The sequence below is a fragment of the Leifsonia virtsii genome (genome assembly GCF_030433675.1).
GTDB lineage: Bacteria > Actinomycetota > Actinomycetes > Actinomycetales > Microbacteriaceae > Leifsonia > Leifsonia virtsii.
In genome coordinates this window covers 282,195-305,724 of sequence record NZ_JAROCB010000001.1, presented here as the reverse complement: position 1 = coordinate 305,724, position 23,530 = coordinate 282,195, and the positions used below count along the sequence as shown (strand labels likewise).

The following is a 23,530-nucleotide window of genomic DNA, read 5'->3' as shown; positions in this document are numbered from 1 at the left end:
CCGTAGCCCGCGTTACCGTGAATGCATGGAAACGCTCCTCGCGCGGCTCGATCGCATCGCAGGCGGACGGCACGCCGGCTACCGCGTGCCCGACGAGGCCAGGGATCACCCGCGGACGCGCCGCGCCTTCACGGTGATCGCGTGGCTTCTTGCCCTCGAACTCGTCATCGGCCTGAGCGCCGTCGTGGTCGCCGTCGTGCTGACAGCGGGCGGCGTCCAGGTCGGCTTCGCGGTGTGGATGCGCTCGGTCATCGTGCTCGGCATGACCGTGACGCTGTTCTACTTCGCCTGGCGGGCGCGAGCGGGCTACTACTGGGCGTACTCGCGGCTGCGGCTGTTCGCGAAGATCTTCCCCGTGGTCACACTCGTGATCGCCGCCATCCCCGGCCTGTACCCGCTGTGGATGGTGACGGAGCAGATCGTGTTCAGTCTGATCCTGATCGGCGTCGCCGACTACTTGGACTCCGACCACATGCGCGCGTCGTTCCCACGCCCCGGGAACCAGGGCACGACGGGCGACGTGCGCGCCTGATACTCGGCGTACTCCGGGTACCGCGAGCGCGAGATGCTCTCGGTGAACACCGTGGACCCGATGAACAGGCCGGTGAGCAGCAGCGGCCCGATCACGGTCCACTGCAGCAGCGAGCCGGCGGCGACGCAGCCGAACAGGAACACCACCCACCACTGCGCCTGCTCGAAGAAGAAGTTGGGGTGGCGCGAGTACTTGAACAACCCGGTCTGCAGGAAGCGCGGGGACGGCTGCCGCCCGGCCGCGATCTCGAGGTTCTTGCGCTGGTGGAAGCGCCACTGCTGCTGGTCGGCGATCGTCTCGCCGGTCAGGAAGGCGAGGAACACGGCGGCGAGGATGACGTCGAGCGGGGTCAGCGGCGTCCGGTGCTGGTACGCGGTCCAGGCGGGCAACGCGATGAGCAGCAGCAGCACGTTCTGGTAGATCACGATGAAGAACAGGTTGAACAGCTGGAACGCGGAGGGGCTCATCCGGCCGCGCAGCACCTGCCAGCGGTAGTCCTCCCCGCCCGGGGCGTAGCCGCCCTTGCGAGCGAAGTTGAAGGTGAGGCGCGCGCCCCAGAGGGTGACGAGCACGGCGAGGAGGTCGAGCCGGACGTCGGTCAGCCCCGCGGCCCCGGCGAACACCCAGACGTAGACCACCGGGACGATCGACCAGATGCGGTCGACCCAGGAGTGCTCGTTCGTGATGAGGGACAGCGCCCAGGTCGCTGCGCACACCGCGGCGAGGATCCAGAGACAGACGATGATCGGCTCCACGGTGACATCCTAGAACGTTGTGTAGAGGCAGTGATCGTCTTGTGACCGGCCTGGACATCCGCTGTGGGGGCTCGATCCTTGAGGCGTACGCGCCTAACGTGTTGACGTGTCCGCTTCCGACCTGCCCCTCTTCCGCGCCGTTCTGTACCGCGACGACGAGGCGACCCCGCGCGAGCTGGCATTGCCGAGCGATGTGGATGTGCCCCCCAGCAGGATCCGCATCCCGTCCGAGTTCGCCGGCGCTTCGGCCTTCGACGTGTTCGAGCTGATCGACGACCGCGACTGGCCGGGCCAGGCGACCTATCGGCTCACGTCAACGGTTCCGCGCTCCACCGACGACCTGCCGGAGCACGAGCGCGACAGCCTCGGCGGCACCGGAGACGACCTCTCCGACCCCGAGCCGCGATACTGACGCGCGCCGTCAGTCCTGCAGCACGGACAGCACGTTCCCCGCGGGGTCGCGGAACCAGGCGATGTCCGGCCCGCGCCCGGCGACCCGGCCGCGCAGGACCCCCTTCTCGTCGGTCGGCAGTGCAGGGTCGTCGTAGATCTTGGTCGGGACACCCCGCGCGTTGAGGTCGTCGACGGCGACGTCGATGTCGTCGACCACGAGATTCAGGATCGTGAACGACGCCGGAGTGTGGTCCGGCTTCGGGTAGATGAACACGTGACCGCCCGCGGGGAGCCGGAGGTCGAGGTTGCCCATCGGCCCGTCGGAGACGTCGAGGCCGAGCGTGTCGGCGTAGAAGGCCTTCGCCGCGGAGATGTCGTCCACGCTGAAGCCGCTGAAGATGTCGAGTGGGGTGACCATGCCGCCCACTCTGCTCCCCCGCGCGGCGGGATGTCCAGACCGCACTACACGAAGCGGACGGCCTCCTGCAGCCGCGTCCGCAGCTCGAACGCGCGGTCCACGCTCTCGCGCCCCGCCGCGTTCGCCCCGTCGCGCAGCACGCGCGGCAGCAGCGAGCGGCGCACCACCATCGCCCCGGCCAGGCGGCCGCGGCGGATGACGTCGTACGGCACGTTGAGGTCGGCATCCGGCACCACCACGATGTAGCCCGTGAACCGCACGCCCGCCTGTCGCCCGAAGCTCTTCGCCGCGCGGTAGAGGTCGTGGAAGGGCTCCTCGCCCGGCGCGATGTCCGCCCCGGCGAGCTCGCCCTTCGCCAGTTTCACCCGCCCGCCCCAGTCGGCCGAGCGCACGGCGAACAGGCCGGCCGGGCCGAGGACGATGTGGTCGAGCTTGGCGTCGGTCGACGGATGGACGGCGACGTCGTTCCAGATCGTGAAGCCGATGCCGAGGCCGGAGACCGCGCGCGCCGTCGCCTCCTCGGCGAGCGCCTCCGCCAGCAGCCTGCGGATCTCGCGCGGCGCAGAGCGCACCAGCGCCGGGTCGTAGGGGTCGCGGTCGTCGGTGCCCCGGCCCATCCACTCGCGCATCAGGCCGAGGAAGCGCTCGCGGGCGCGCCCGCCCGGGTGGCCGTAGCTGCGGGCGCGGACGCTGGACCCGCGCGAGGCGGACCGCCCGGCGGCGTGGAAGGTCGCGCTGAAACCGCCGCCGGCCGAGTCGCCTGCGACCGCGTCGACCGAGACGCTCTCGCCGCGGTCGTAGCGGGCGCGGTCCTCCGGGTCGCCGATGAGCTCCCACGCCTCCTGCACTGCCTGGAACGCGGCCGCGGTCCCCCCGGTGTCGGGGTGCGTCTCGCGCAGCAGCCTGCGGTACGCGCGGCGCAGTTCGTCCAGCGGCGCGTCCGGCCGGACGCCGAGCACCTCGTACGGGGTGGGCGATGCCGGGGAGTCGCTCATCGGTGGGGGTCTCGTTCGCTTTCGGTTCTGGCCGGGGCGGGGATTACGACGATAGCGTGCGCGTCCGCGAAATCGCCGAATTCCGATTGCGGCCAGAAGCTGACCGCAAGCGGTTCTAGCGTGGAATCACCGAAACGGAAGGGAACCGACCATGACCATCAGCGACTGGCGCATCGAGCTCATCATCCTCCCCGTCACCGACGTCGACCGGGCGAAGGCGTTCTATGTGGATGCGCTCGGCTGGAACGCCGACCACGACCACCGGGTCTCCGACGACCTGCGGTTCGTGCAGATCACCCCTCCCGGCTCGGCGTGCTCCATCGCCTTCGGCGAGGGCCTGACCGACATGGCGCCCGGAACGATGAAGGGCCTGCAGATCGTGGTGCCGGATGCGGACGCCGCCCTCGCACACCTCACGGAGCACGGCGTCGACGCCCGGGGCGTCGCCGACCTCGCCTGGGGCCGCTTCGTCGACTTCACCGACCCCGACGGCAACGCCTGGACGCTGCAGCAGCTGCCGAAGCGCGACTGAGCCGGCCGCGCTCAGCGGATGGCGGCCCACCAGATGAGCAGCATCGTCACCAGGAACCCGCAGGCGTAGTTGATCCAGAGGAAGCGGCGCCAGCCGCGGTTCGCGGCGGCCGCGTCCCCGTCGGCGATCGACCGGTAGGGCGCGGCGGCCGCGAGGTACGGCAGCGCGAGCAGCGCGGCGAGCGGTCCCGGCCACGGCGTGAACAGCATGGCGACGCCCGCCAGCGCCCACGCGGCCATCGCCAGGCGCACGGTGGCGGCGGCGCCGATGGCGGTCGCGATGGAGGCGATGCCGGCCTCGCGGTCGGGCACGACATCCTGCACCGCCCCGAAGGCGTGGCTGCCGACGCCCCAGAGGAAGAAGGCGAGCAGCACCAGCCACAGCGCGGGGGTGAACACGGCCCCGGCGAGCACCAGGCCGTACAGCGCCGGGCTGACGAAGTGGACGCTGGAGGTCGCCGAATCCAGGAACGGCACTTCCTTGAATCGCAGCCCCTTCACCGAGTAGGCGACCACGGCGAACAGCGAGAACGCGAGCACCAGCCACGACAGCGGCGACCCGACGACGACGAGGTAGACGACGAACGGCACGGTCGACACCACCGCGGCGATGAGCGTCCTGCGGTGCGCCGACCGGTCGAGCAGGGCTCCCTCGGCGCCGCCCTTGCGCGGGTTGCGCAGGTCGGACTCGTAGTCGAACACGTCGTTGATGCCGTACATCGCCAGGTTGTACGGGATGAGGAAGAAGACCGTGCCGACCACGAACGTCGCATCCACGCGCCCGGTGGTGAGCAGGTATGCCGCGGCGAACGGGAAGGCGGTGTTGATCCAGCTGAGCGGCCGCGACGCCAGCAGCAGCTGCCGGAAGGGCGCGGGCGCCACGGCGGTCACGGCCTCTCCCCCGGGCGACGGCGCGTCAGCAGCCAGAGCGCGGGCAGCAGCAGCAGCGCGGCGAGCGGGTAGGAGAAGTCCTCGATCGGCACGAGCCCCAGTGTGGCACCGCTGGTGTGGGCGGCGGAGTAGGTCATCAGGCCGACGGCGATCATCGCGTTGTCGAACACCGCCGTGAGCACGAACACCACGACGGCCGCAAGGAGGACCGGCCGCCACCAGCGGCGGACCAGAGCACGCCGGTCGGGTGCGAGGGCGAGCGCCACCCCCAGCACCGCGGCGGCGAGCAGGAGGAAGACGAGGCTGAGCAGCGCGTAGGTCACCGGCGGCTCCCCCACCGGTCGAGGACGGCCCTGCCGCCGAAGATCAGCACCAGTGTCAGGTAGCAGAGGAACAGCAGGAAGAAGATCTCCTCCAGCGGGAGCTCGGGCGCCACCTCCACGCCGGTCATGTAGGGCGAGCCGCCTCGCGCGAAGACCCCGAGGGCGATCCCGGCCGCATCCCAGGCCAGGAAGAACACGAGACCGACGGCCAGCACGATCGTCGCGCGTCGCGCATCCCGCCAGAACACCAGGCGGAAGCGCGCGTCGAGCAGGACCATCGCACCGAGGGAGAGCAGCAGGCAGGCGAGGTACAGCAGGCTCACTGCACGCGCTCCGCCTGCGGGGCCGGGAGCGGCTCCGGGAGCGGGCCCGCGCCGCCGTCGCCGCGCAGGCGCTTCACGACGAGTTCGGCGCTGATCAGGCACATCGGCAGGCCGATGCCGGGGATGGTGGAGCATCCGGCGTAGAAGAGGCCGTCCACCTTCTTGGAGGCGTCGCCGGGCCGGAAGAACGCGCTCTGGCGGAGCGTGTGCGCGGGGCCGAGGGCTCCGCCGCGCCAGGCGTTGAAGTCGGTGGCGAAGTCGTCCGGGCCGACCGTGCGGCGCAGGACGATGCGGTCGGCCAGGTCGGGGATGCCCGCCCAGGCGGCGATCTGGGCGATGGCGGCGTCGGCCGCGCGCTCGATCGCCCGGTCGCCCGCGCCGTCGACCCCGCCGGCGCCGAGCGACACGTCGGCCGGCACCGGGATGAGCACGAACAGGTTCTCGTACCCCTCGGGCGCCACGTCCGGGTCGGTCTCGCTCGGCATGCACACGTACAGCGAGGCCGGGTCGGGGATGCCGGGATCGGGGCCGTAGATCGTCTGGAAGTTCGCCTCCCAGTCGGTGGTGAAGAACAGGTTGTGGTGCGTCAGCTGCGGAAGCCGGCCGCGCACGCCCAGCATGGCGAGCACCACGCCCGGTCCGGGGTCGCGGCGGTCCCAGCTCTTCTCGGGGTGCGTGCGCAGGCGCTCGGGCAGCAGCTCCGTCTCGGTGTGGTGCAGGTCGGCGGCCGAGACGACGACGTCGGCCTCGACGGTGTGGAGGTCGCCTGCGGCATCCCGGTAGTCGACGCCCGCCGCGCGGGGCCGGGGCGTGGCCTCGGTCGTGCGGATGGCGGTGACGCGGGCCCCGGTGACGATGCGTGCGCCCGCGTAGGAGGCGAGAGCGGCGATGCGCTCGATGAGCTCCGTGAACCCGCCGAGCGGGTAGCGCACGCCGTCGTCGAGGTCGAGGTGGCTCATCAGGTGGTACATGCTCGGGGCGCGGTCGGGCGACGTGCCGAGGAAGACCGCCGGATAGCCGAGAACCTGGCGCAGCCGCACGTCCTTCACGAAACCGGCGGCGTAGCGGTCGAGGGGCTCCACCAGCAGCCGGAGGAGCCTCGGGAGGCGACGGAGCAGCTCCGGCGCGAGCAGCGGGCGCAGGTCGGCGAAGGTGCTGTAGAGGAAGCGGTCGACGGCGAGCCGGTAGGTCTCGGCGGCGCCCTTCAGGTACCGGTCGAGAGCATCGCCCGCGCCGGGCTCCTCGCGTTCGAACAGCTCGCGGTTGGCGGCGCCGTCGGCGCGGATGTCGAGCGGTGGCCGGCCGTCCTCCGAGAACACGCGGTAGCCCGGGTCGAGCGTCACGAGGTCCAGCTGCTCCTGGGTGGAGGTGCCGCATAGCCGGAAGAAGTGGTCGAACACCTCGGGCATCAGGTACCACGACGGGCCGGTGTCGAACCGGAAGCCGTCGTGCTCCCACGAGCCCGCGCGTCCGCCGACGGTCGCGTTCTGCTCCAGCAGCGTCACCGTGTGCCCCTCGCGGGCGAGCAGCGCCGCGGTCGCGAGTCCCGCGATGCCGCCGCCGACGATCGCGACGCGCTGCCCGCTCACGACGACGCCCCAGCGCGTGCGGACGAGACGGTCGCCTTGGCCAGGATGGCGAGCTTCACCCGCGTCGGCACGCTGATCCGACGGGTGAGCAGCTCCGAGGCGGGCGTGGCCCGGATGCGGTCGCTCAGCTCGCCGAACAGGCCGTGCGCCGCGGCGATCGCCCGCCGGCAGTTGTCCGGCAGCTCCGGGATGGCGTCCGCCGCAGCACCGAGGTCGCAGTCGATGTCGACGACCAGGGCCAGCTTCTGCCGCTCGGTCAGCCGCGCCGGGTCGATGCCGGGGAAGTAGCTCCGGCCGAGCTCGGACCAGTCGACGGCGAGGTCGCGGAGGAAGTTGATCTTCTGGAACGCGGCGCCCAGCCTCCGCGCGCCCGCCTCGAGCCGCAGGCGCGACGCCTCCGGAACCGGGCGGTCGGCCAGGAACACCTTCAGGCACATCAGTCCGACCACCTCGGCCGAGCCGTAGATGTACTCGCGCAACTCCTCCGCCGTGAAGTCGACGGGGCTCAGGTCGCGGCGCATCGAGGAGAAGAACGGACGCGTCAGGTCGACACCGATCCCGGTCGCCCGGGCGGTCACGGCGAAGGAGTGCACGACGAGGTTCGCGCTGTAGCCGGTGCGCATCGCACGCTCGGTGTCCTGCTCCAGGGCGTCGAGCAGGGCGCGCTGGTCGTCCAGGTCGAGTCCGGCCTCCGCGGCCGCGCCGTCGACGATTTCGTCGGCGATGCGCACCAGGGCGTACACGTCCTCCACCCGTGGCCGCACCTGCGGCGCCAGAAGGCGGGTCGCCATCCCGAACGACGTCGAGTACGCGTGGATGATGGTCGCCGCACCGGCGTGAGCGGCGTCCGTGTAGGTGGCGAGGTCCGTGGGAGCGGTGCTCGCGGGAGCCTCCGGCGCGCGGGTCATGCGATCCTCCCGATGCACGATCGTGCCACGCCGGTGAGGGTCTCGGCGAGACCCGACGGGATGGAAGGGGTGGCCAGCACCGCGACGGCGCTCTCGACGTGCTGCTCCAGCAGCCGCTCGACGAACCGTCGCGCGCCGCACTCCTCCAGCACGGTGGCGAGGCGGCCGGCCTCCCCCGGCGCCAGGTCGCCTCGGCCGAGCGAGTGCGCGACCTCCTGCCAGCGGGCGGTGCCCCGGGCGTACGCGATGAGGGAGGTCTCCTTGCCCTGCCGGAGGTCACTGACGATGCTCTTGCCCGTCACGTCCTCGGCGCCGAACACCCCGAGCAGGTCGTCGCCGAGCTGGAAGGCGATGCCGACGAGCCGGCCGAACTCGGCGAGCGGGGTGAGCACGTCCTCCCCCGCCCCGGCGAGCACGGCCCCGGTCATCAGCGGACCCGACACCGAGTACGCGGCGGTCTTGTGCTCGGTCATGGCGAGCACGTCCTCCAGCGCCGGATGCGCAGGTCCCAGGCGCTCGGCCAGGGCCACGTCGGAGAGCTCGCCCGCGGCGGTCACGAAGACGCCGTGGTCGAGGATGTCGAGGAGGCGCTCGCGCGTCCACTCGTCCACGTCGGCACGCGCCAGCACGGACGGCGCAGCGTGCAGGAGCAGATCGCCGGCCAGGATGGCTCCGGCCTCGCCCCAGCGTCGACCGCGGGCCGCGTCGGCGCCGCGAGCGGTGGCGTCCGCGGCGAAGGCGCCCGCGACGTTCGGCCGGCCGCGGCGGATCGTGTCGCCGTCGATCACGTCGTCGTGCAGCAGGAAAGCGGTGTGCAGGAGTTCGTACGCGACCCCGGCGGTGATCGCGGCGTCGTCCGCGCCGCCGCCGAGTCCGCGGTGGGCGGTGAGCAGGAAGCGGGGACGGATGCGCTTGCCGCCGTCGGCGGCCTCCCTCGCGCTCGCCCAGAGGCGGCGGTACGCGGGGTCGAAACCGGCGGCGGCGTGGAGGCGGTCGGCGAAGTAACGGCCGAGGCGGTCCTCGACCTTGCGGAGGTCGGCGTCGATGGCGGCCGTGTCGACGGCGGTGCCGTCTCCGGCCGTCTCCCGCTCAGGGATCCGTGTCTGGGGGTGCAGCTGTGTCATGACCGGCGCTCCCTTGTCTAGCCTGGATAGCAAATAACCTAGCACGCTTCTTACAGATGGGAATAGGATGGATCCCATGACACCGGCCCGGGACGACGCGCGCCGCGACGCACGTCGCATCTCGGCGTCCATGATCGATCCGAGGGTGATCGATCCGCGGCAGGAGCTGGTGCGCCACGACGACCTCAGCGAGGAGGAGCTGGCCCAGGTCGTGCGGCTCATGGCGGCGATGCGGGCCTGGCGCGACGCCGACCAGCGGCTCAGCTTCGCCTCCCGCGCGCACCTGAAGCTCAACGAGACCGACATGAAGGCGCTGCGGTACATCATCGCCTCCATGAACGCCGACGTCCCGGTGACCGCCGGGGCCCTCTCCGACCATCTGCACATCTCCACCGCCTCCACCACCAAGCTGCTCGACCGTCTGGAGCGGGCCGGGCACGTCGTCCGCCGCCCCCACCCGACCGACCGCCGCGCCGTGACCGTCGAGATCACGCCGGAGACCCACCGGGAGGTGCGCCGCACGATGGGGCTGCAGCACGCCAGGCGGTTCGAGCTCGTCCGCTCGCTCAGCCCCGCCGACCGCGAGACCGTCACCCGGTTCCTGGAGGACCTCAGCGCGACGACGCTGACCACGGCCGCGGCTGCAGCGGACGACGACCCGGCGCCGGCCGCCCCGGCGCACTAGCGTCCAGCGTCCGCGTCCGCGTCCGCGTCGCCGCGAAGCGGGCCGTCCGGAGGCGCGGCCACCCGGCTCGCCGCGCCCGGGTGCTCGGCCTCGTAGACGATCCGGTTCGCCATCCCGTTGAAGATCACGCCGTGGAACGGCAGGATCGCGAACCAGTACAGCCGCCCGGCGAGCCCGCGCGGGAAGAACACCGCGCGCTGCCGGTACTGCGATCCGCCGCCCTCCCGCGGCCGCACCGCGAGCTCCAGCCATGCCCGGCCCGGGACGAGCATCTCGGCCCGCAGCCGCAGGCTCCTCCCCCGCTCGATCCGCTCCACCCGCCACCAGTCGAGCGCGTCTCCGGTGTTCAGATGGTCCGCGTCGCGCCGCCCCCGGCGGAGCCCGACACCGCCGACCAGCTTGTCGGCCCAGCCGCGCAGGGCCCAGGCGAGCGGGAACGAGTACCAGCCCCGCTCGCCGCCGATGCCCTCCACCACGCGCCAGAGCAGCTCGGGGTCGGCCGACGAGTCCCGCTCCCGCAGATCCGTGTACACCGTGTGGCCGGACCACTCCGGGTCGCTCGGCAGCGGGTCGCTGGGCGCCCCGGCCACAGAGGCGTCCTGCCAGCTGGTCTCCACCTCGCCGGCGCGCTCCTTCGCGAGCGCCAGCCGCACGGCGCGACGGTAGCCGGTCAGTCCCTCCGCAGGCGGCGGGATGACGGCGTCGATGTCGTGCTCGCGCATCACGCAGTCGTACTGCAACGACTCGATGATCGGCACCGCCAGGCTGCGCGGGATGGGCGTCACCAGGTTCACCCACTGCGACGCGAGCCACGGCGTGAACACCGGGAGGGAGGCGATCGGACGCTGCCGCAGCCCCGCCTCCACCGCGTACGCGTTCATCATCTGGCCGTAGCGCAGGATGTCGGGACCGCCGATGTCGAAGGCGCGCGAGACCTCGGGCGGCAGCTCGGCCGCGGCGAGCAGGTAGTGCAGCACGTCGCGGATGGCGATCGGCTGGATGCGGTTGCGCACCCAGCGCGGCGCCGGCATGTACGGCAGCACCTCGGTGAGGTGGCGGATCATCTCGAACGACGCCGACCCCGACCCGATCACGACGCCGGCCTGCAGCACGACCGTCGGCACGCCGGACTCCAGCAGGATGCGGCCGACCGCGACCCGCGAGCGAAGGTGACGGGAGAGCGGGCCGTCCGGGTGCAGTGCGCCGAGGTAGACGATGCGGCGTACGCCGGCGGCTTTCGCAGCGGCGGCCACGGTCCTGGCCGCCGCGGACTCCTCGTCCTCGAAGTCGCCGCGCGCCCGCATCGAGTGCACGAGGTAGTAGACGACATCCACGTCCGCCGTGGCGCGCTCGACCGCATCCCGGTCGTGCAGGTCGCCCTCGACCACCTCCACCTCGCCCGCCCACGGGACGTCGGTCAGCTTCTGCGGCGAGCGCGCCAGCACGCGCACGGCGTACCCACGGGCGAGCAGCCGCGGCACCAGCCGGCCGCCGATGTAGCCGGTGGCGCCGGTGACCAGGACGCGGGAGGGGCTCATGGGCCGAGCGTACGCCCGTGCGCGAACATCCCGAGGGGCCCGGTCCGTACGCCGATGCGGAGTTCGGGCGCGCGTCCTGTACTTTTTAGGCATGGGCAAGCTCATCTACGGCGGGACAACTGAGATCGGTTTCGAGGACCGGGTCCTGGCGCACCTGCAGATCGTGATCGGGCTGAAGCTGCGGCGCAAGGAGGGGTTCTTCTTCTCCTGGCGCGACGAGCAGAGCGTCGGCGACGGTCGCAGCGCGATCTGGATCGACCCGGCCGTCCCGCTGCTCTTCCGCTACAGCGGCGGACGTCAGCCGCGCATCAACAAGGCCTGGCTGGAGCAGCTGACGCTCTCGTCGAACAGCTCGCAGGGCCTGCAGCTCACCGAGGAGATCGGCGCCCTCGGTGCCGACGAGGTCGACGCCGACGCCCCTCCCGGCAAGTAGCCCCGCTTCCTCCCGCCAACGCGAACAGCTCCTGAGTTCTTCGACCCGATCGCGGCGATCCGGTCGAAGAACTCAGGAGCTGTCGGCTTGGGGCCTGGGATCTCAGCGCAGGTACTCGAGCAGCTCCGGGCAGCGCAGGCGCTTCAGGCTGCGGGTCTCCAGCTGACGGACCCGCTCGCGGGTGATGCCATAGACCTCGCCGACCTCGTCCAGCGTCATCGGCTTCTGCCCGTCGAGGCCGAAGCGCATGCGCACGACCTTGGCGTCGCGCGGCGGGAGCTCGCGCAGGCGCTCCTCCAGGTCGCGGTGGCGGAACTCGACCTCCACGGTCTCGGAGGGCCCGGCGAAGTCGCCGTCCTCGATCAGGTCGCCGAGCTCGGCGCCCTCGTTCTCGCCGACCGGCACGGCAAGCGAGACCGTCTCCGAGTCGCTCATCTGGAGCTTGTGCACCTCGGCCGGGGCGAGGTTCGACGCCTCGGCCATCTCCTCCAGGGTGGGGGTGCGGCCGAGCTCGCCGCCGAGGTCGCGGCGGATGCGGTCCAGCTTGTCGATCTTCTCCACGGTGTGCACCGGGATGCGGATGAGGCGGGCGGTGTCGGCGATGCCACGCAGGATGGACTGGCGGATCCACCAGGTGGCGTAGGTGGAGAACTTGTTGCCGGTGCGGTAGTCGAACTTCTCGACCGCGCGCACGAGGCCCAGGTTGCCCTCCTGGATGAGGTCCATGACGGGGAGGCCGCGGCCGGCGTAACGCTTGGCGATGCTCACCACCAGGCGGAGGTTCGCCTCGATGAAGCGCTCGAACGCACGCTTGCCGTCGTCGGCGAGGTACTGCAGTTCGCGCTTCTCGCGCGGCGTCAGGTTGGGGCGGATCGCCAGCCGCTCACCGGCCAGCACACCGACCTCGATCCGCTTGGCCAGCGCGACCTCCTCGTCGGCGGTCAGCAGCCGCGTGCGGCCGATCGAGTTGAGGTAATCGCGTACCGGGTCGTTGGTCACTTCGAGCGTCGTCATCATGTCATCCCATTCAGCCCGTGTACTCACGGGCGGCCATCGTCGGTTGCTCTCAGCTTTCGGGTGTCCGTCGGCCTCTTCTGGAGTCCTTCGGTCGTTAGCCACGATAAGCAATGACCCCTATGCCCCAACAAGGGGTTGACAGTTGCGCTTTGCGTACGCTACCTGCGCCCTCAGAACCCTCGGACCGGTTTTGTCAAGGCTCTGCCGGGGGACGCACAGGACTCCTACAGTCCGTCGGGTGAGTTCGCACATCTCCTCGAAGCAGAGCCCGGCGTCGCTGAAGACGATCCGCACGACCATCCCCGCGCGGATGGACCGCCTCCCCTGGTCGAAGTTCCACTGGCTGGTCGTCGTGGGCCTCGGAACGGTGTGGATCCTCGACGGACTCGAGGTCACCATCGTCGGTGCCATCGGCAGCAGGCTGACCGAGCCGGACAGCGGCCTCGGCCTCACCACCGCTCAGGTCGGCCTCGCCGCGGCGATCTACGTCGCCGGCGCCTGCACCGGCTCCCTGGTGTTCGGGTATCTGACCGACCGGTTCGGCCGGAAGAAGCTGTTCATCCTCACCCTCGGGCTCTACCTGGTGGCGACCGTGCTCACGGCGTTCGCCTTCACGCCGTGGATGTTCTTCGTGTTCCGGTTCTTCACCGGCGCCGGCATCGGCGGCGAGTATGCGGCGATCAACTCCGCGATCGACGAGCTGATCCCGGCGCGCCGTCGCGGGCTGGTCGACCTCGCCATCAACGGGTCGTACTGGCTGGGGACAGCGTTCGGCGCCATCCTCACGGTGTTCCTGCTCAACACCGCGATCTTCCCGCCGGAGATCGGCTGGCGCATCGCGTTCGGCCTCGGCGCAGTCCTCGGTCTCGTCATCCTGCTGGTGCGCCGCAACGTGCCGGAGTCGCCGCGCTGGATGTTCATCCACGGCCGCGACGAGGAGGCCGAGAAGCTGGTCGGCGAGATCGAGCACGGCGTCGAGGAGGACACCCACCGGACGCTCGACGCCGTCCCGGACGACAAGGGCATCGAGATCCACCAGCGCCGCTCCACGGGCTTCGGCGAGATCGTCCGCGTCGCCGTGACGCAGTACCCGAAGCGCTTCGTGCTGGGGCTCTCGCTGTTCATCGGCCAGGCGTTCCTGTACAACGCGGTGTTCTTCACCTACTCGCTCGTCCTCACCAAGCTGCTGCACGTGCCGGACGACGTCGCGCCGTGGGCGCTGGTGCCGATCGCGATCGGCAACTTCCTCGGGCCGTTCCTGCTCGGCCATCTGTTCGACACGGTCGGGCGGCGGTTCATGATCACGCTGTCGTACATCGGCAGCGGCGTGCTGCTGGTCGGCACCGCCATCCTCTTCGACACCGGCGCGCTGGACGCGTTCTGGCTGACGGTGTGCTGGATGGTCGTCTTCTTCTTCGCCTCGGCGGGCGCGAGCGCGGCCTACCTGACGGTGAGCGAGATCTTCCCGATGGAGACCCGCGCCATGGCGATCGCATTCTTCTACGCGATCGGGACCGGCATCGGCGGCATCATCGGGCCGATCCTGTTCGGGAACCTGATCGAGGGCGGCATCCACTCGGTGGTCATCGGCTACTACATCGGCGCGGGACTGATGATCGCGGCGGGTCTCGTGGAGCTGTTCCTCGGCGTCGACGCCGAGGGCAAGTCGCTCGAGGAGATCGCGGCACCCCTCTCCGCCTCCACCCCCGCCCAAGCCCCCGCCCAATCCAAGAACTCCTGAGTTCTTCGAGTGGGCGTCGGCGTGTCGCCGTAAGAACTCAGGAGCTCTTGGCGGCGGCGCGCTCGGTGTCGGGGTCCAGCAGGTCGAGGAGGGCGGCCTCCGGGACGCGGGAGGTGTCGATGACCTCGCCGTTGCGGTACCGGTCGAAGATCCGTGGGTCGATGTAGCTGTTGCGGGCGATGGCCGGCGTGTTGCCCAGCGCGGCGGCGGCCTCGTTGACCGCCGCGCTGACCCGCTTCTTGCGCTGCGAGTCGGAGCCCGCGACGCCCAGCCCGGCGAGCGCCTCGGCGGCGACGATCGTGCCCTTCAGCGTTCGGAAGTCCTTCGCGGTGAACTCGCCGCGGGTCTGCCGACGGATGTACTCGTTCAGCGAGGCCGGGCGGATGGTGTGCCAGGTGCCGTCCTTCCACGACAGCAGCCGCGACCGCTGACCGCGCAGCGCCTGGATCTGCCGGAGCAGCTCGGCGAGGTCCTCGTCGGTGATCGTGCTGGTCCACTTCTGCGCCGACTTCGCCGGGAAGGTCAGGGTGATGTCGTCGCCCTCGACCCTTGCGTGACGGCACAGCAGCGTGGTGAGCCCCCGGCTGCCGTTCGCGTGCAGGTACTCCTCGCTGCCGATCCGGACGCTGCCCAGGTCGATGATGCGGAAGGCGGCGGCCAGGATGCGGTCGCGGCCGAAGCCCTCCTCGCGCAGATCCATGGTCACCTTGCGGCGGGCAGCCGGCAGGGTGTCTGCGAGCTGGGCGGCGCGCTCGAACTTCAGGCGATCCTGGTGCAGCCGCCAGGAGTCGTGGTACCGGTACTGCCGGCGTCCGGCCTGGTCGGTGCCGACCGCCTGGATGTGACCGCGCGCGTCGGGCGAGATCCAGACGTCCTGCCAGGCGGGCGGGAGCACGAGCGAGCGGATGCGCTCCAGCTCCCGCTCGTCGACGATCCGGTTGCCCGCCTCGTCCTCGTAGACCGGTCCCTTGTCGGTCATGCGCCGGTGGTAGCCCGGCCCCGAAGGGTTGCTGCGCTTCAGCCGCGTCACGCGGGCTTCTTCGCAGACTTCTTGGCCGGGGCCTTCCGGGCTGAGGCGGACTTCGCGGCCGGCTTCTTCTCCGGCGACTTCTTGGCCGAGGAGGACGACGACTTGGACGAGGACGACGACTTCGACGACCGGCTGCGCTCCACGCTCCGCTGCAGCGCCTCCATCAGGTCGATGACCTCGCCTCCGCCCTTCTTGCCCTCCTCCTCCTCGCCGAAGGTCGCGGCGGTGTCGACGCTCTCGCCCTGCTCCAGCTTGGCGTCGATCAGCTTGCGCAGCTCCGCCTGATACTCGTCGGTGAACTTCTCCGGCTCGAAGTCGCCCGCGAAGCTCTCCATCAGAGCGCTGGAGAGCTGCAGCTCGCGGTCGGAGATGCGCGGAGTCTGGTCGAGCGACGGGAAGTCGGCCTCGCGGATCTCGTCGTGCCACAGCAGGGTCTGCAGCACCAGCACGTTGCCGCGGACGCGGAGGGCGGCGAGCCGCGTCTTCTGCCGGAGGGCGAACTCCACGATCGCGGTGCGCTCCTCGTCCTCCAACGTCTTGCGCAGCAGCGCGTACGCCTTCAGGGACTTGGAGTCCGGCTCCAGGTAGTAGCTGCGGTCGAACATGAGCGGGTCGAGCTGGTCGTTCGGCACGAACTCGACCACGTCGATCTCGCGGCTGCGCTCGGAGGGCAGCGACGACAAATCCTCGGGCGTCAGGATGACGGTCCGCTCGCCGTCGTCGTACGCCTTGGCGATGTGCTCGTACGGGATCACCTTGCCGTCGATCTCGCAGCGGCGCTGGTAGCGGATGCGCCCGCCGTCCTCGTCGTGCACCTGGTGCAGCGGTACGTCGTGATCCTCGGTCGCGCTGTACACCTTCACCGGCACGTTCACGAGCCCGAAGGTGATGGCGCCCGTCCAAATGGCCCTCATGTGCCCATCGTGTCCGGGGAACGGCGCAAGTTCAAGGGAGGAAGCCGCACGGGGCGTACGGTGTGGCTATGGCCGCGCAGGACACCGAGGTCGTCGACATCGACGGCCACCGCCTCAAGCTGACCAACCTCGACAAGGTCATGTACCCGGAGACAGGGACGACGAAGGCCGACATCTTCGGGTACTACTCCGCGGTCGCCGACGCGATGATCCCGCACGTGCGCGACCGGATCGCCACCCGGAAGCGCTGGGTGCACGGAGTCGGGACGCCGGACGACCCCGGCCAGGTGTTCTTCCAGAAGGACCTCGACCAGGCCTCGACGCCCGACTGGGTGCGGCAGGTCACCATCCAGCACTCCTCCGGGGCGAAGTCGTACCCGCTGGTGAACGACCGGGCGACGCTCATCTGGCTGGCGCAGATCGCGTCGCTCGAGATCCACGTGCCGCAGTGGCGGGTCGACCGCGACGGCGAGCGCGAGAACCCGGACCGGCTCGTGCTCGACCTCGACCCGGGCGAGGGCGTCACCCTTCAGGACTGCGCGGAGGTCGCACGGCTCGCCCGCGCCATCCTGACCGACATGGGCCTCGACCCGATGCCGGTCACCTCCGGCTCCAAGGGCATCCACCTGTACGCGGCGCTCGACGGCTCGCAGACCAGCGACCAGGTGTCCGCGGTCGCGCACGAGCTGGCGCGGGTGCTGGAGTCCGACCACCCCGACCTCGTCGTCAGCGACATGAAGAAGTCGCTGCGCTCGGGCAAGGTGCTGGTCGACTGGAGCCAGAACAACGGCTCGAAGACGACGATCGCCCCGTACTCGCTGCGCGGCCGCTTCGAGCCGACCGTCGCGGCCCCGCGCACTTGGCGCGAACTGGAGGCGAAGGACCTGCAGCACCTCGACTACCGCGAGGTGATGGAGCGCCTGAGCCGCGACGGCGATCCGCTCACCGGACTCTCGGCCGGGCACGCGTCGGAGCCGGACCGGCTGTCCACCTACCGCTCGATGCGCGATGCGGCGAAGACGCCCGAGCCGGTGCCCGCCGAGCGGCCGGAGGCGGGCGAGGGACGATCGTTCGTCATCCAGGAGCATCACGCCCGGCGCCTGCACTGGGACTTCCGGCTGGAGAACGACGGCGTGCTGGTCAGCTGGGCGCTGCCGAAGGGCACCCCGACGGACACCAAGCAGAACCATCTCGCAGTGCACACCGAGGACCACCCGCTGGAGTACGGCGGCTTCGCCGGCGACATCCCGCACGGCGAGTACGGCGCGGGCCACGTCGACATCTGGGACCACGGCGACTACGAGCTGGAGAAGTGGCGCGACGACGAGGTGATCGCCACCCTGCACGGGCAGCCGGACGGCGGGCTCGGCGGCGTGCCGCGGAGGTTCGCGCTCATCCGCACGGCGCAGGGGGGCGACGAGAAGAACTGGCTGATCCACCTGATGAAGCCGGACACGGAGCACGGGGATGCGTCGGAGCCCGCGAAGACCGCGCCCGGGAAGGCGGCGCCCGGGAAGGCGGCGGCCTCCCGTCGCCGCTCCCCCGGCGCGCCGATCACGGGCACGCCGGTCTCCCCGATGCTCGCCACGCTCGGCTCCGCCGCCGACCTGCACGACGAGGACGAGTGGGCCTTCGAGATGAAGTGGGACGGCATCCGGGCGATCGCCGAGGTGCGCGGCGGCCGGCTGCGGCTGACCACGCGCAACGGCAACGACGTGACCGTCACCTATCCCGACCTCGCCGGCCTGGTCGACCTCGCCGGCGACCACGACCTCGTGCTCGACGGCGAGATCGTCACGCTCAACCCCCAGGGACGACCCGACTTCGGCCTGCTGCAGACCCGGATGGGCCTGACGCGCCCGGGCGATGTGCAGGCCGCCCTCAAGCGCGCACCGGCCCACTACATGGTCTTCGACCTGCTCGAGGTGGACGGCACGAAGCACACCCGCGACCCGTACGAGCGGCGACGGGAGCTGCTGTTCGACCTGCTGCATCCGGCGAAGAACGACCCGGTGCAGGTGCCGCCGGCCTTCGACGGCGATCTGGCCCACGCCGTCGCCTCCAGCAAAGAGCTGGGCCTCGAGGGCGTTATGGCGAAGCGGCGCGACAGCACCTACGCCACCGGGCGCCGCTCCCGCTCCTGGATCAAGATCAAGCACCACCTGACCCAGGAGGTCGTGATCGGCGGCTGGACGCCCGGCAACGGCCGCCGCGCGAACACGATCGGGGCCCTGTTGCTCGGCATCCCGGACGGCGACACCCTGCGCTACGTCGGCAAGGTGGGCACCGGGTTCACCGACCGCGTGCTCGACGACCTCGCGAAGAAGCTGGGCGCGCACGAGCGGAAGACGAGCCCGATCGAGGGCGTGCCGTCCGCCGACGCGCGCGGGGCCCACTGGGTGCGGCCGGAGTTCGTGGGCGAGGTGGAGTTCGCCGAGTGGACAGGGCCCGGGCGCCTGCGGCAGCCCTCGTGGCGGGGTCTGCGCCCCGACAAGCGGCCCGACCAGGTCGTGCGCGAGTCATGACCGCGTCGAGTTGCACGTCGTGGTCGGTATTCGGCCCGGATAGCGACCACGACGTGCAACTCGACGGCGCTCAAGCGGCGTCAGGGGGTGGGCGCGAGGGCGTCGTAGCGGCGGAAGGTGCGCTGCACGCGCACGACAGTCGCGACGAGCACCACGATGAGCAGGCCGCCGAGCAGCGGAGGGAACCACAAGGCGCCGGTGAGCGCCAGGATGCCGACGTACAGGTCGCCGAGGCGCGGGCCGCCGGTCACCACGACGGTGAAGACGCCCTGCAGCCGCCCGCGCATGACATCGGGCGCCGACGCCTGCAGGATCGTCATCCGGAAGATGGAGCTGACGTTGTCGGCCGCACCGGAGGCGGCGAGCAGCAGGGTCGCGAGCAGCAGAGCGGGCAGGTTGGCCTCCGCCAGGGACGAGCCGCCTCCGGTGGTGCCGGTGAGGGCGACGACCGCCAGCACGATCCCGAAGCCCAGGATCGCGGCGCCGTAGACGACGATCGCGCGCTCGACCGCGCGGCCCTGCCAGCGCACGCCGCCGAGCCGGCCGGAGAACACGCTCGAGGCGAGTGTTCCGACGGCCCCGGCCGCGGTGAGGATGCCGACGGTCAGCGGGCCGCCGCCGATGAGCAGTGCGCCCACGGCCGGGAAGAGCGCGCGCGGCTGACCGAACGTCATCGCGATGACGTCGAGCACGAAGGTCATGCTGAGGTTCGGCGCGGTGCGCAGGAAGCGCAGGCCCTCCAGCACCGAGCCGAGGCCGGCTCCCGTGCGCTCGCCCTCCGGCACGATGGACGGGAGGGTGAAGATGCCGAGGAACGCGGCGGTGAACAGCACCGCGTCCACCGTGTAGGTCCACGGGATGCCGACGGTCGCGACCAGCAGACCCGCGAGTGCCGGCCCGACGGTCACCATGACGCCCATGCTGATGCCGCCGAGCGCGCTCGCGGCCGGCAGCAGGCGGACCGGCAGCAGCCGTGGCGTGATCGCCTGGCGGGTAGAGCCGATCATCACGCCCGCCACGGCGTTGACCGTCGTGAGAACGTAGAGCGGCCAGACCACCGGGACGTGCGTCCAGGCGAGGAACGCGAGGCCCGCGATCGAGAGCCACGCGACGATCGCGGTGACCAGCGCGACCTTCCTCCGGTCGAACGCGTCGGCGAGCACCCCGCCGTACAGCCCGAAGACGATCATCGGCACCAGGGCGAACAGCGCGACGAGCGACACCGCGAGGGTGGAGCGCGTCAGGTCGAAGATGTGCAGGCCGACGGCGACGACGGTCATCTGCGAGCCGATGCCGGAGATCGCGCCGCCCAGCCACAGCCGGGCGAAAGCCGGCGACTCGCGCAGCGGCGAGAGGTCGACGAAGTGGCGCCGGGAGGCGAGGGTCTCGCCCGCCGGGACGCCCGGGTCGACGGGTGCGGTCGGGTCCTGCTGCGCCGTCGGTTCGGCCGGCGCGGCCGCGTCGGACGCGGCGCCCGGCCGGCGTGCCCCGTCCGCGCTCAGAAGCGCGGCTGCTTGCTGAGTCGGACCGCCGCGGTCGAGAAGACGACGCCGGCCACCATGATCAGCACGGTGACCGCCTGGAGCAGCACCTGGAAGAAGGGCGCGAACGGCGTCACCGAGACCCAGAGCCAGAGGATGGCGCCGATCAGGGTGATGACGTAGCTGAACGTGCGGCGGGCGTAGAGCGCGTTGAGCGACACGACGGTGGCCGTCACGGAGACCTGGAAGAACGGGAGGAAGGAGCCGGCGTTGCCGCTCCACGTCGCGACGAGGCTCCAGATGCCCACCACGAGCGACACCAGCACCACCAGCGTGGCGAGGAGGTTGCCGAGGGCGGTCGGCAGCGTGGTCGAGAGGCTGCGGACGAGCGAGCCGTGCTCGTCGTCGGCGGTCGCGTCGTGCTGCTGCTCGTTGGGCTGGGAGATGACGTGCGTGCTCACGTCGTCGATCCTACCGCCCGGCGGGAGCGTCTGCAGGAGCTCTCCACAGGCGGATGTCGTGCTCGGCGGACGTCGTCCACAGCCGGCGGTCCGCGCGCGTTCTCCACAGATCGTGCGTCACCCGGGCCGAGCCGTCGCCCCGGCGTAGATTGACGGCATGACCGCACCCCGCCGCCGCACCCGGCGATCCCGCATCCCGCTCCCCTCGCGCATCAAGCGGGCCGACGCCCGGGTCGCCGCCCGCATCAACCGGCGCACGACGGGCGCCTTCTCGGACGGGTTCTGGCGCACCCTGACCCGCGCGGCCGACCACGGGAAGCTGTGGTTCGCCGCCGCGGCCGTCCTCGTCGCACTCGGACGCCCGCGGGCCGCGGTGCGCGGTCTCGCCTCGCTCGGCCTCGCCAGCCTGGTGGCCAACCTGGTGGGCAAGCGGCTGGTGGGCGGCGAGCGCCCGGCGCTGACGTCCATCCCGATCGCGCGCCGGCTCGAGCGATCGCCCACGTCGCCCTCGTTCCCGTCGGGGCACACCTCCAGCGCCGTGGCCTTCGCGACCGGGGCCGGCCTGGAATGGCCCGCCGCCGGGGCCGCACTCGCTCCCCTCGCCGCAGGTGTCGGCTACTCCCGGCTGCACACCGGCGCACACTGGCTCTCCGACGTCGCGGGCGGAGCGGCCATCGGCGCCGGCGCCGCGATCGCACTCAAGGCCGTCGCCCCGGCCCTGCGGCGGTCGATCCCGCGCGAGGCGCCGACGGCGCAGACGATCGGGCTGCCCTCGCCCGAGACGGGCGAGGGCGTCTTCATCGTGGCCAACCCCGGCTCCGGGCGTGGGGTCGGCAATCCGGCTCCCGGGCCGCTGCTGGCCGAGCGTCTGCCGAAGGCGCACGTGCACGAGCTGGGCGACGGCGACGACATCGGCGAGGTGATCGCCCGGGCGTTGCGGTCGGAGGAGCCGCCCACCGTCCTCGGCGCCTGGGGCGGCGACGGCACGGTCGCGGCGGTCGCGCACCACGCCCGGGCTGCGGGGCTCCCGCTGCTCGTCTTCCCCGGCGGGACCTTCAACCACTTCGCGAAGGCGGCCATGCTCGACACGGTCGACAGCACGCTCGCGGCGCTGGCGAGCGGCACTGGCCGGGAGGTCGACGTCGCCGAGCTGGAGTTCGCGGACGGCGGCACGGTCACCGTGCTGAACACGGCGTCGGTGGGCATCTACCCGTCGTTCGTCGAGGAGCGCGAGAAGCACGAGAAGCGGCTGGGCAAGCCCATCGCGGCCCTGCTGGCGGCGGTGCGGGTCGTGCGACGCGGGAGTCCGCTTCAGGTCGAGATCGACGGGAAGCCGCGCCAGGTCTGGTCGGTCTTCGTCGGCGTCGACCGCTACTACCCCGTCACCGTCGCGCCGATCGAGCGGCGAAGGCTCGACGACCACCTGCTCGACGTGCGCATCCTGTTCGCCGACGGCCGCCCCCGCACCCGCGGAGCGGTGGCGCTGGCCTTCGGCGGCCGCACCGACGCCTTCGTCGCGCGGCTGCCCTTCCTGCAGGGTCCGCCCGCGCTCGACGCCCGCACGGCGACGGAGATCACCATCGCGGCCGACGGCGACGACCCCGGGTACGCGCATGACGGCGAGGCGTCCACCACAACGCCCGGCGACCCGAAGCGGCTGCGCATCCGGCTGCGTCCCTCCGCGCTGCGGGTCTACTCGCCGCGCGAGTGAGGCGCGAGCGGGGCCGACCGCGGCGTCGAGCGGGCTTCAGGAGGCGGCGGGCACCCGCGCGGGAAGAGGCTCCGGAGCGGCCGGCCCGACGTACCGCGACGACGGGCGCAGGATCTTCCCGTCCGCGGCCTGCTCCAGGATGTGCGCCGTCCAGCCCACGACCCGCGCCGCCGCGAAGGTCGGCGTGAACATCGGGCGCGGGATGCCGCACAGCTCCATGACGATGCCCGCGTAGAACTCCACGTTGGTGTGCAGCTCCCGGCCGGGCTTGAGCTCGGCCAGCAGCTCCTGCACCCGGCGCTCCACCTGCACGGCGAACTCCACGCGCGGGCCGCCGAAACCCTCGGCGAACTCGCGCAGCATCCGCGAGCGCGGGTCCTCGGTCCGGTACACCGCGTGCCCGAACCCCATCACCCGGCCGCCGGCGGAGAGCGTGCGGCGCACCCACTCGTCCGTACGGTCGGGCGTCCCGATCTCGTCGAGGGTGTCGAGCGCCCGGGCGGGCGCACCGCCGTGCAGCGGACCCGACAGCGCCCCGAGGGCCCCGCCCACCGCCGCCGACAGGTCGGCGCCGGTCGAGGCGATCACCCGCGCGGTGAAGGTGGACGCGTTGAACCCGTGGTCGATCGCCGCCGTCATGTAGGCGCTCAGCGCACGCTCCTCCTGCTCGGTCGGGACCCGACCGGTCACCAGGTACAGGTAGCCGGCGACCTGACCCAGGTCGTCGCGCGGCTCCAGCGGCTCCCGGCCCGCGGCGAGCGCGTGCAGCGCGGCGAGCAGCACGGGGGTGACGGCGGCCACACGGATCGCATCCTCCAGCCGCTGCGCCGGCTCCTCGTCGTACAGCGACCGGACGCCGTCCGCCGCCGCCACTGCGGCCAGCGCCATGCGCAACCCGGCGAGGGCGTCGCCGTCGGCGGTCAGCCGGGCGATCGCGGGCAGCAGCGCCCGCACCTCGTCGGGGACAGCGCGGGCCGCCCTGATGCGAGCGCGGAACGCTTCCAGCTCCCCGGCCTCCGGCAGCGAGCCGAACAGCAGCAGGTACCAGGCCTCCTCGAACGTGCGCTCGCGCGCCAGGTCGACTGCCGAGTACTGGCGGTAGTGGTAGAAGCCCTCGTGACCGCGCACGTCGCCGAGCGCCGTCCGCGCCGCGACGACGTTCGTGAGGCCGCGCGGAACGTCGATGAGGGTGTCGTCCATCCTGTCCATGCC

24 protein-coding genes are annotated in these 23,530 nt (G+C 71.6%); 8 read left to right on the top strand and 16 right to left on the bottom strand.

Annotated elements, in window-relative coordinates:
* The first annotated feature begins 25 nt into the window (after positions 1-25).
* Positions 26-532: a hypothetical protein gene (locus P5G59_RS01470; RefSeq protein ID WP_301215296.1), complete on the top strand. Its 507-nt coding sequence runs from the start codon at positions 26-28 to the stop codon at positions 530-532.
* On the opposite strand, the gene P5G59_RS01465 is transcribed toward P5G59_RS01470, so the two are convergent.
* Positions 454-1,287, bottom strand: coding sequence for a DUF1295 domain-containing protein (locus P5G59_RS01465; RefSeq protein WP_301215294.1), 834 nt, complete (start codon positions 1,285-1,287; stop codon positions 454-456). The genes P5G59_RS01470 and P5G59_RS01465 overlap by 79 nt on opposite strands.
* Before the next feature lie 106 nt (positions 1,288-1,393).
* Between P5G59_RS01465 and P5G59_RS01460 the strand changes: the two genes are divergently transcribed.
* Positions 1,394-1,699 carry a hypothetical protein gene (locus P5G59_RS01460; protein WP_301215292.1) on the top strand — a complete coding sequence of 102 codons (306 nt, stop codon included), beginning with the start codon at positions 1,394-1,396 and terminating at the stop codon, positions 1,697-1,699.
* 9 nt (positions 1,700-1,708) lie between these two features.
* Here the strand turns inward: P5G59_RS01460 and P5G59_RS01455 are convergent, their stop codons facing one another.
* Positions 1,709-2,098, bottom strand: a complete 390-nt coding sequence (locus tag P5G59_RS01455; protein ID WP_301215290.1) for a VOC family protein — start codon at positions 2,096-2,098, stop codon at positions 1,709-1,711.
* A gap of 44 nt (positions 2,099-2,142) precedes the next feature.
* Complete coding sequence (locus P5G59_RS01450) at positions 2,143-3,093, bottom strand: J domain-containing protein (protein ID WP_301215288.1); 951 nt, start codon at positions 3,091-3,093, stop codon at positions 2,143-2,145.
* 151 nt (positions 3,094-3,244) lie between these two features.
* Between P5G59_RS01450 and P5G59_RS01445 the strand changes: the two genes are divergently transcribed.
* The gene (locus P5G59_RS01445; RefSeq protein ID WP_301215286.1) at positions 3,245-3,625 is read left to right on the top strand and encodes a glyoxalase superfamily protein; all 381 of its coding nucleotides are present in this window, start codon (positions 3,245-3,247) and stop codon (positions 3,623-3,625) included.
* 11 nt (positions 3,626-3,636) lie between these two features.
* Here the strand turns inward: P5G59_RS01445 and P5G59_RS01440 are convergent, their stop codons facing one another.
* Genes P5G59_RS01440 through P5G59_RS01415 form a run of 6 tightly spaced genes read right to left on the bottom strand, consistent with a single transcriptional unit; the run spans position 3,637 to position 8,782 of the window.
* Complete coding sequence (locus P5G59_RS01440; RefSeq protein WP_301215284.1) at positions 3,637-4,515, bottom strand: prenyltransferase; 879 nt, start codon at positions 4,513-4,515, stop codon at positions 3,637-3,639.
* The gene (locus tag P5G59_RS01435; protein ID WP_301215282.1) at positions 4,512-4,838 is read right to left on the bottom strand and encodes a lycopene cyclase domain-containing protein; all 327 of its coding nucleotides are present in this window, start codon (positions 4,836-4,838) and stop codon (positions 4,512-4,514) included. The genes P5G59_RS01440 and P5G59_RS01435 overlap by 4 nt, the downstream gene beginning before the upstream one ends.
* Positions 4,835-5,161, bottom strand: a complete 327-nt coding sequence (locus P5G59_RS01430; RefSeq protein WP_301215281.1) for a lycopene cyclase domain-containing protein — start codon at positions 5,159-5,161, stop codon at positions 4,835-4,837. The genes P5G59_RS01435 and P5G59_RS01430 overlap by 4 nt, the downstream gene beginning before the upstream one ends.
* Positions 5,158-6,750, bottom strand: coding sequence for a phytoene desaturase family protein (crtI, locus tag P5G59_RS01425; RefSeq protein WP_301215279.1), 1,593 nt, complete (start codon positions 6,748-6,750; stop codon positions 5,158-5,160). Before crtI ends, P5G59_RS01430 begins: the two co-directional genes overlap by 4 nt.
* A complete protein-coding gene (locus tag P5G59_RS01420) occupies positions 6,747-7,658 on the bottom strand; it encodes a phytoene/squalene synthase family protein (RefSeq protein ID WP_301215277.1) in 912 nt (303 codons plus the stop codon). The genes crtI and P5G59_RS01420 overlap by 4 nt, the downstream gene beginning before the upstream one ends.
* Positions 7,655-8,782, bottom strand: a complete 1,128-nt coding sequence (locus tag P5G59_RS01415) for a polyprenyl synthetase family protein (protein WP_301215275.1) — start codon at positions 8,780-8,782, stop codon at positions 7,655-7,657. Before P5G59_RS01415 ends, P5G59_RS01420 begins: the two co-directional genes overlap by 4 nt.
* A gap of 76 nt (positions 8,783-8,858) precedes the next feature.
* Here P5G59_RS01415 and P5G59_RS01410 point away from each other — a divergent pair, with 76 nt between their 5' ends.
* On the top strand, positions 8,859-9,467 hold the full coding sequence (locus tag P5G59_RS01410) for a MarR family winged helix-turn-helix transcriptional regulator (protein ID WP_301215274.1): 609 nt from the start codon (positions 8,859-8,861) through the stop codon (positions 9,465-9,467).
* Here the strand turns inward: P5G59_RS01410 and P5G59_RS01405 are convergent.
* Positions 9,464-11,005 (bottom strand): SDR family oxidoreductase, encoded by a 1,542-nt coding sequence (locus P5G59_RS01405; protein ID WP_301215273.1) that lies wholly within the window; start codon positions 11,003-11,005, stop codon positions 9,464-9,466. The two genes, P5G59_RS01410 and P5G59_RS01405, sit on opposite strands and share 4 nt — an antisense overlap.
* A 91-nt stretch (positions 11,006-11,096) precedes the next feature.
* On the opposite strand from P5G59_RS01405, the gene P5G59_RS01400 reads away from it, so the two are divergent.
* Positions 11,097-11,438, top strand: a complete 342-nt coding sequence (locus P5G59_RS01400) for a DUF7882 family protein (protein ID WP_115697072.1) — start codon at positions 11,097-11,099, stop codon at positions 11,436-11,438.
* A gap of 102 nt (positions 11,439-11,540) precedes the next feature.
* Here the strand turns inward: P5G59_RS01400 and P5G59_RS01395 are convergent, their stop codons facing one another.
* Positions 11,541-12,452 (bottom strand): sigma-70 family RNA polymerase sigma factor, encoded by a 912-nt coding sequence (locus P5G59_RS01395; RefSeq protein ID WP_175339148.1) that lies wholly within the window; start codon positions 12,450-12,452, stop codon positions 11,541-11,543.
* Between the two features lie 313 nt (positions 12,453-12,765).
* Between P5G59_RS01395 and P5G59_RS01390 the strand changes: the two genes are divergently transcribed.
* Positions 12,766-14,196 (top strand): MFS transporter, encoded by a 1,431-nt coding sequence (locus P5G59_RS01390; RefSeq protein ID WP_301216961.1) that lies wholly within the window; start codon positions 12,766-12,768, stop codon positions 14,194-14,196.
* Positions 14,197-14,233: 37 nt separating this feature from the next.
* Here P5G59_RS01390 and P5G59_RS01385 read toward each other — a convergent pair whose 3' ends face one another.
* Positions 14,234-15,175, bottom strand: coding sequence for a DNA topoisomerase IB (locus tag P5G59_RS01385; protein ID WP_301215272.1), 942 nt, complete (start codon positions 15,173-15,175; stop codon positions 14,234-14,236).
* 47 nt (positions 15,176-15,222) lie between these two features.
* Positions 15,223-16,140 (bottom strand): non-homologous end joining protein Ku, encoded by a 918-nt coding sequence (ku, locus tag P5G59_RS01380; protein WP_301215271.1) that lies wholly within the window; start codon positions 16,138-16,140, stop codon positions 15,223-15,225.
* A 68-nt stretch (positions 16,141-16,208) separates the two neighbouring features.
* Between ku and P5G59_RS01375 the strand changes: the two genes are divergently transcribed.
* Positions 16,209-18,665: an ATP-dependent DNA ligase gene (locus tag P5G59_RS01375; protein WP_301215270.1), complete on the top strand. Its 2,457-nt coding sequence runs from the start codon at positions 16,209-16,211 to the stop codon at positions 18,663-18,665.
* An 80-nt stretch (positions 18,666-18,745) separates the two neighbouring features.
* On the opposite strand, the gene P5G59_RS01370 is transcribed toward P5G59_RS01375, so the two are convergent.
* Positions 18,746-20,011, bottom strand: a complete 1,266-nt coding sequence (locus P5G59_RS01370) for an MFS transporter (RefSeq protein ID WP_301216959.1) — start codon at positions 20,009-20,011, stop codon at positions 18,746-18,748.
* Between the two features lie 152 nt (positions 20,012-20,163).
* Complete coding sequence (locus P5G59_RS01365) at positions 20,164-20,607, bottom strand: hypothetical protein (protein ID WP_301215269.1); 444 nt, start codon at positions 20,605-20,607, stop codon at positions 20,164-20,166.
* Positions 20,608-20,764: 157 nt separating this feature from the next.
* On the opposite strand from P5G59_RS01365, the gene P5G59_RS01360 reads away from it, so the two are divergent.
* Complete coding sequence (locus tag P5G59_RS01360; protein WP_301215267.1) at positions 20,765-22,318, top strand: bifunctional phosphatase PAP2/diacylglycerol kinase family protein; 1,554 nt, start codon at positions 20,765-20,767, stop codon at positions 22,316-22,318.
* A 36-nt stretch (positions 22,319-22,354) separates the two neighbouring features.
* Here the strand turns inward: P5G59_RS01360 and P5G59_RS01355 are convergent, their stop codons facing one another.
* A complete protein-coding gene (locus P5G59_RS01355) occupies positions 22,355-23,527 on the bottom strand; it encodes a citrate synthase (protein ID WP_301215265.1) in 1,173 nt (390 codons plus the stop codon).
* Positions 23,528-23,530 lie beyond the last annotated feature (3 nt).

Coding starts and splice junctions, on each gene's coding strand:
- P5G59_RS01470 (WP_301215296.1), top strand. CDS start 26: ATGGAAACGCTCCTCGCGCGGCTCGATCGCATCGCAGGCGGACGGCAC.
- P5G59_RS01455 (WP_301215290.1), bottom strand. CDS start 2,098: ATGGTCACCCCACTCGACATCTTCAGCGGCTTCAGCGTGGACGACATC.
- P5G59_RS01450 (WP_301215288.1), bottom strand. CDS start 3,093: ATGAGCGACTCCCCGGCATCGCCCACCCCGTACGAGGTGCTCGGCGTC.
- P5G59_RS01445 (WP_301215286.1), top strand. CDS start 3,245: ATGACCATCAGCGACTGGCGCATCGAGCTCATCATCCTCCCCGTCACC.
- P5G59_RS01420 (WP_301215277.1), bottom strand. CDS start 7,658: ATGACCCGCGCGCCGGAGGCTCCCGCGAGCACCGCTCCCACGGACCTC.
- P5G59_RS01415 (WP_301215275.1), bottom strand. CDS start 8,782: ATGACACAGCTGCACCCCCAGACACGGATCCCTGAGCGGGAGACGGCC.
- P5G59_RS01410 (WP_301215274.1), top strand. CDS start 8,859: ATGACACCGGCCCGGGACGACGCGCGCCGCGACGCACGTCGCATCTCG.
- P5G59_RS01405 (WP_301215273.1), bottom strand. CDS start 11,005: ATGAGCCCCTCCCGCGTCCTGGTCACCGGCGCCACCGGCTACATCGGC.
- P5G59_RS01400 (WP_115697072.1), top strand. CDS start 11,097: ATGGGCAAGCTCATCTACGGCGGGACAACTGAGATCGGTTTCGAGGAC.
- P5G59_RS01395 (WP_175339148.1), bottom strand. CDS start 12,452: ATGACGACGCTCGAAGTGACCAACGACCCGGTACGCGATTACCTCAAC.
- P5G59_RS01390 (WP_301216961.1), top strand. CDS start 12,766: ATGGACCGCCTCCCCTGGTCGAAGTTCCACTGGCTGGTCGTCGTGGGC.
- P5G59_RS01385 (WP_301215272.1), bottom strand. CDS start 15,175: ATGACCGACAAGGGACCGGTCTACGAGGACGAGGCGGGCAACCGGATC.
- ku (WP_301215271.1), bottom strand. CDS start 16,140: ATGAGGGCCATTTGGACGGGCGCCATCACCTTCGGGCTCGTGAACGTG.
- P5G59_RS01375 (WP_301215270.1), top strand. CDS start 16,209: ATGGCCGCGCAGGACACCGAGGTCGTCGACATCGACGGCCACCGCCTC.
- P5G59_RS01360 (WP_301215267.1), top strand. CDS start 20,765: ATGACCGCACCCCGCCGCCGCACCCGGCGATCCCGCATCCCGCTCCCC.
- P5G59_RS01355 (WP_301215265.1), bottom strand. CDS start 23,527: ATGGACAGGATGGACGACACCCTCATCGACGTTCCGCGCGGCCTCACG.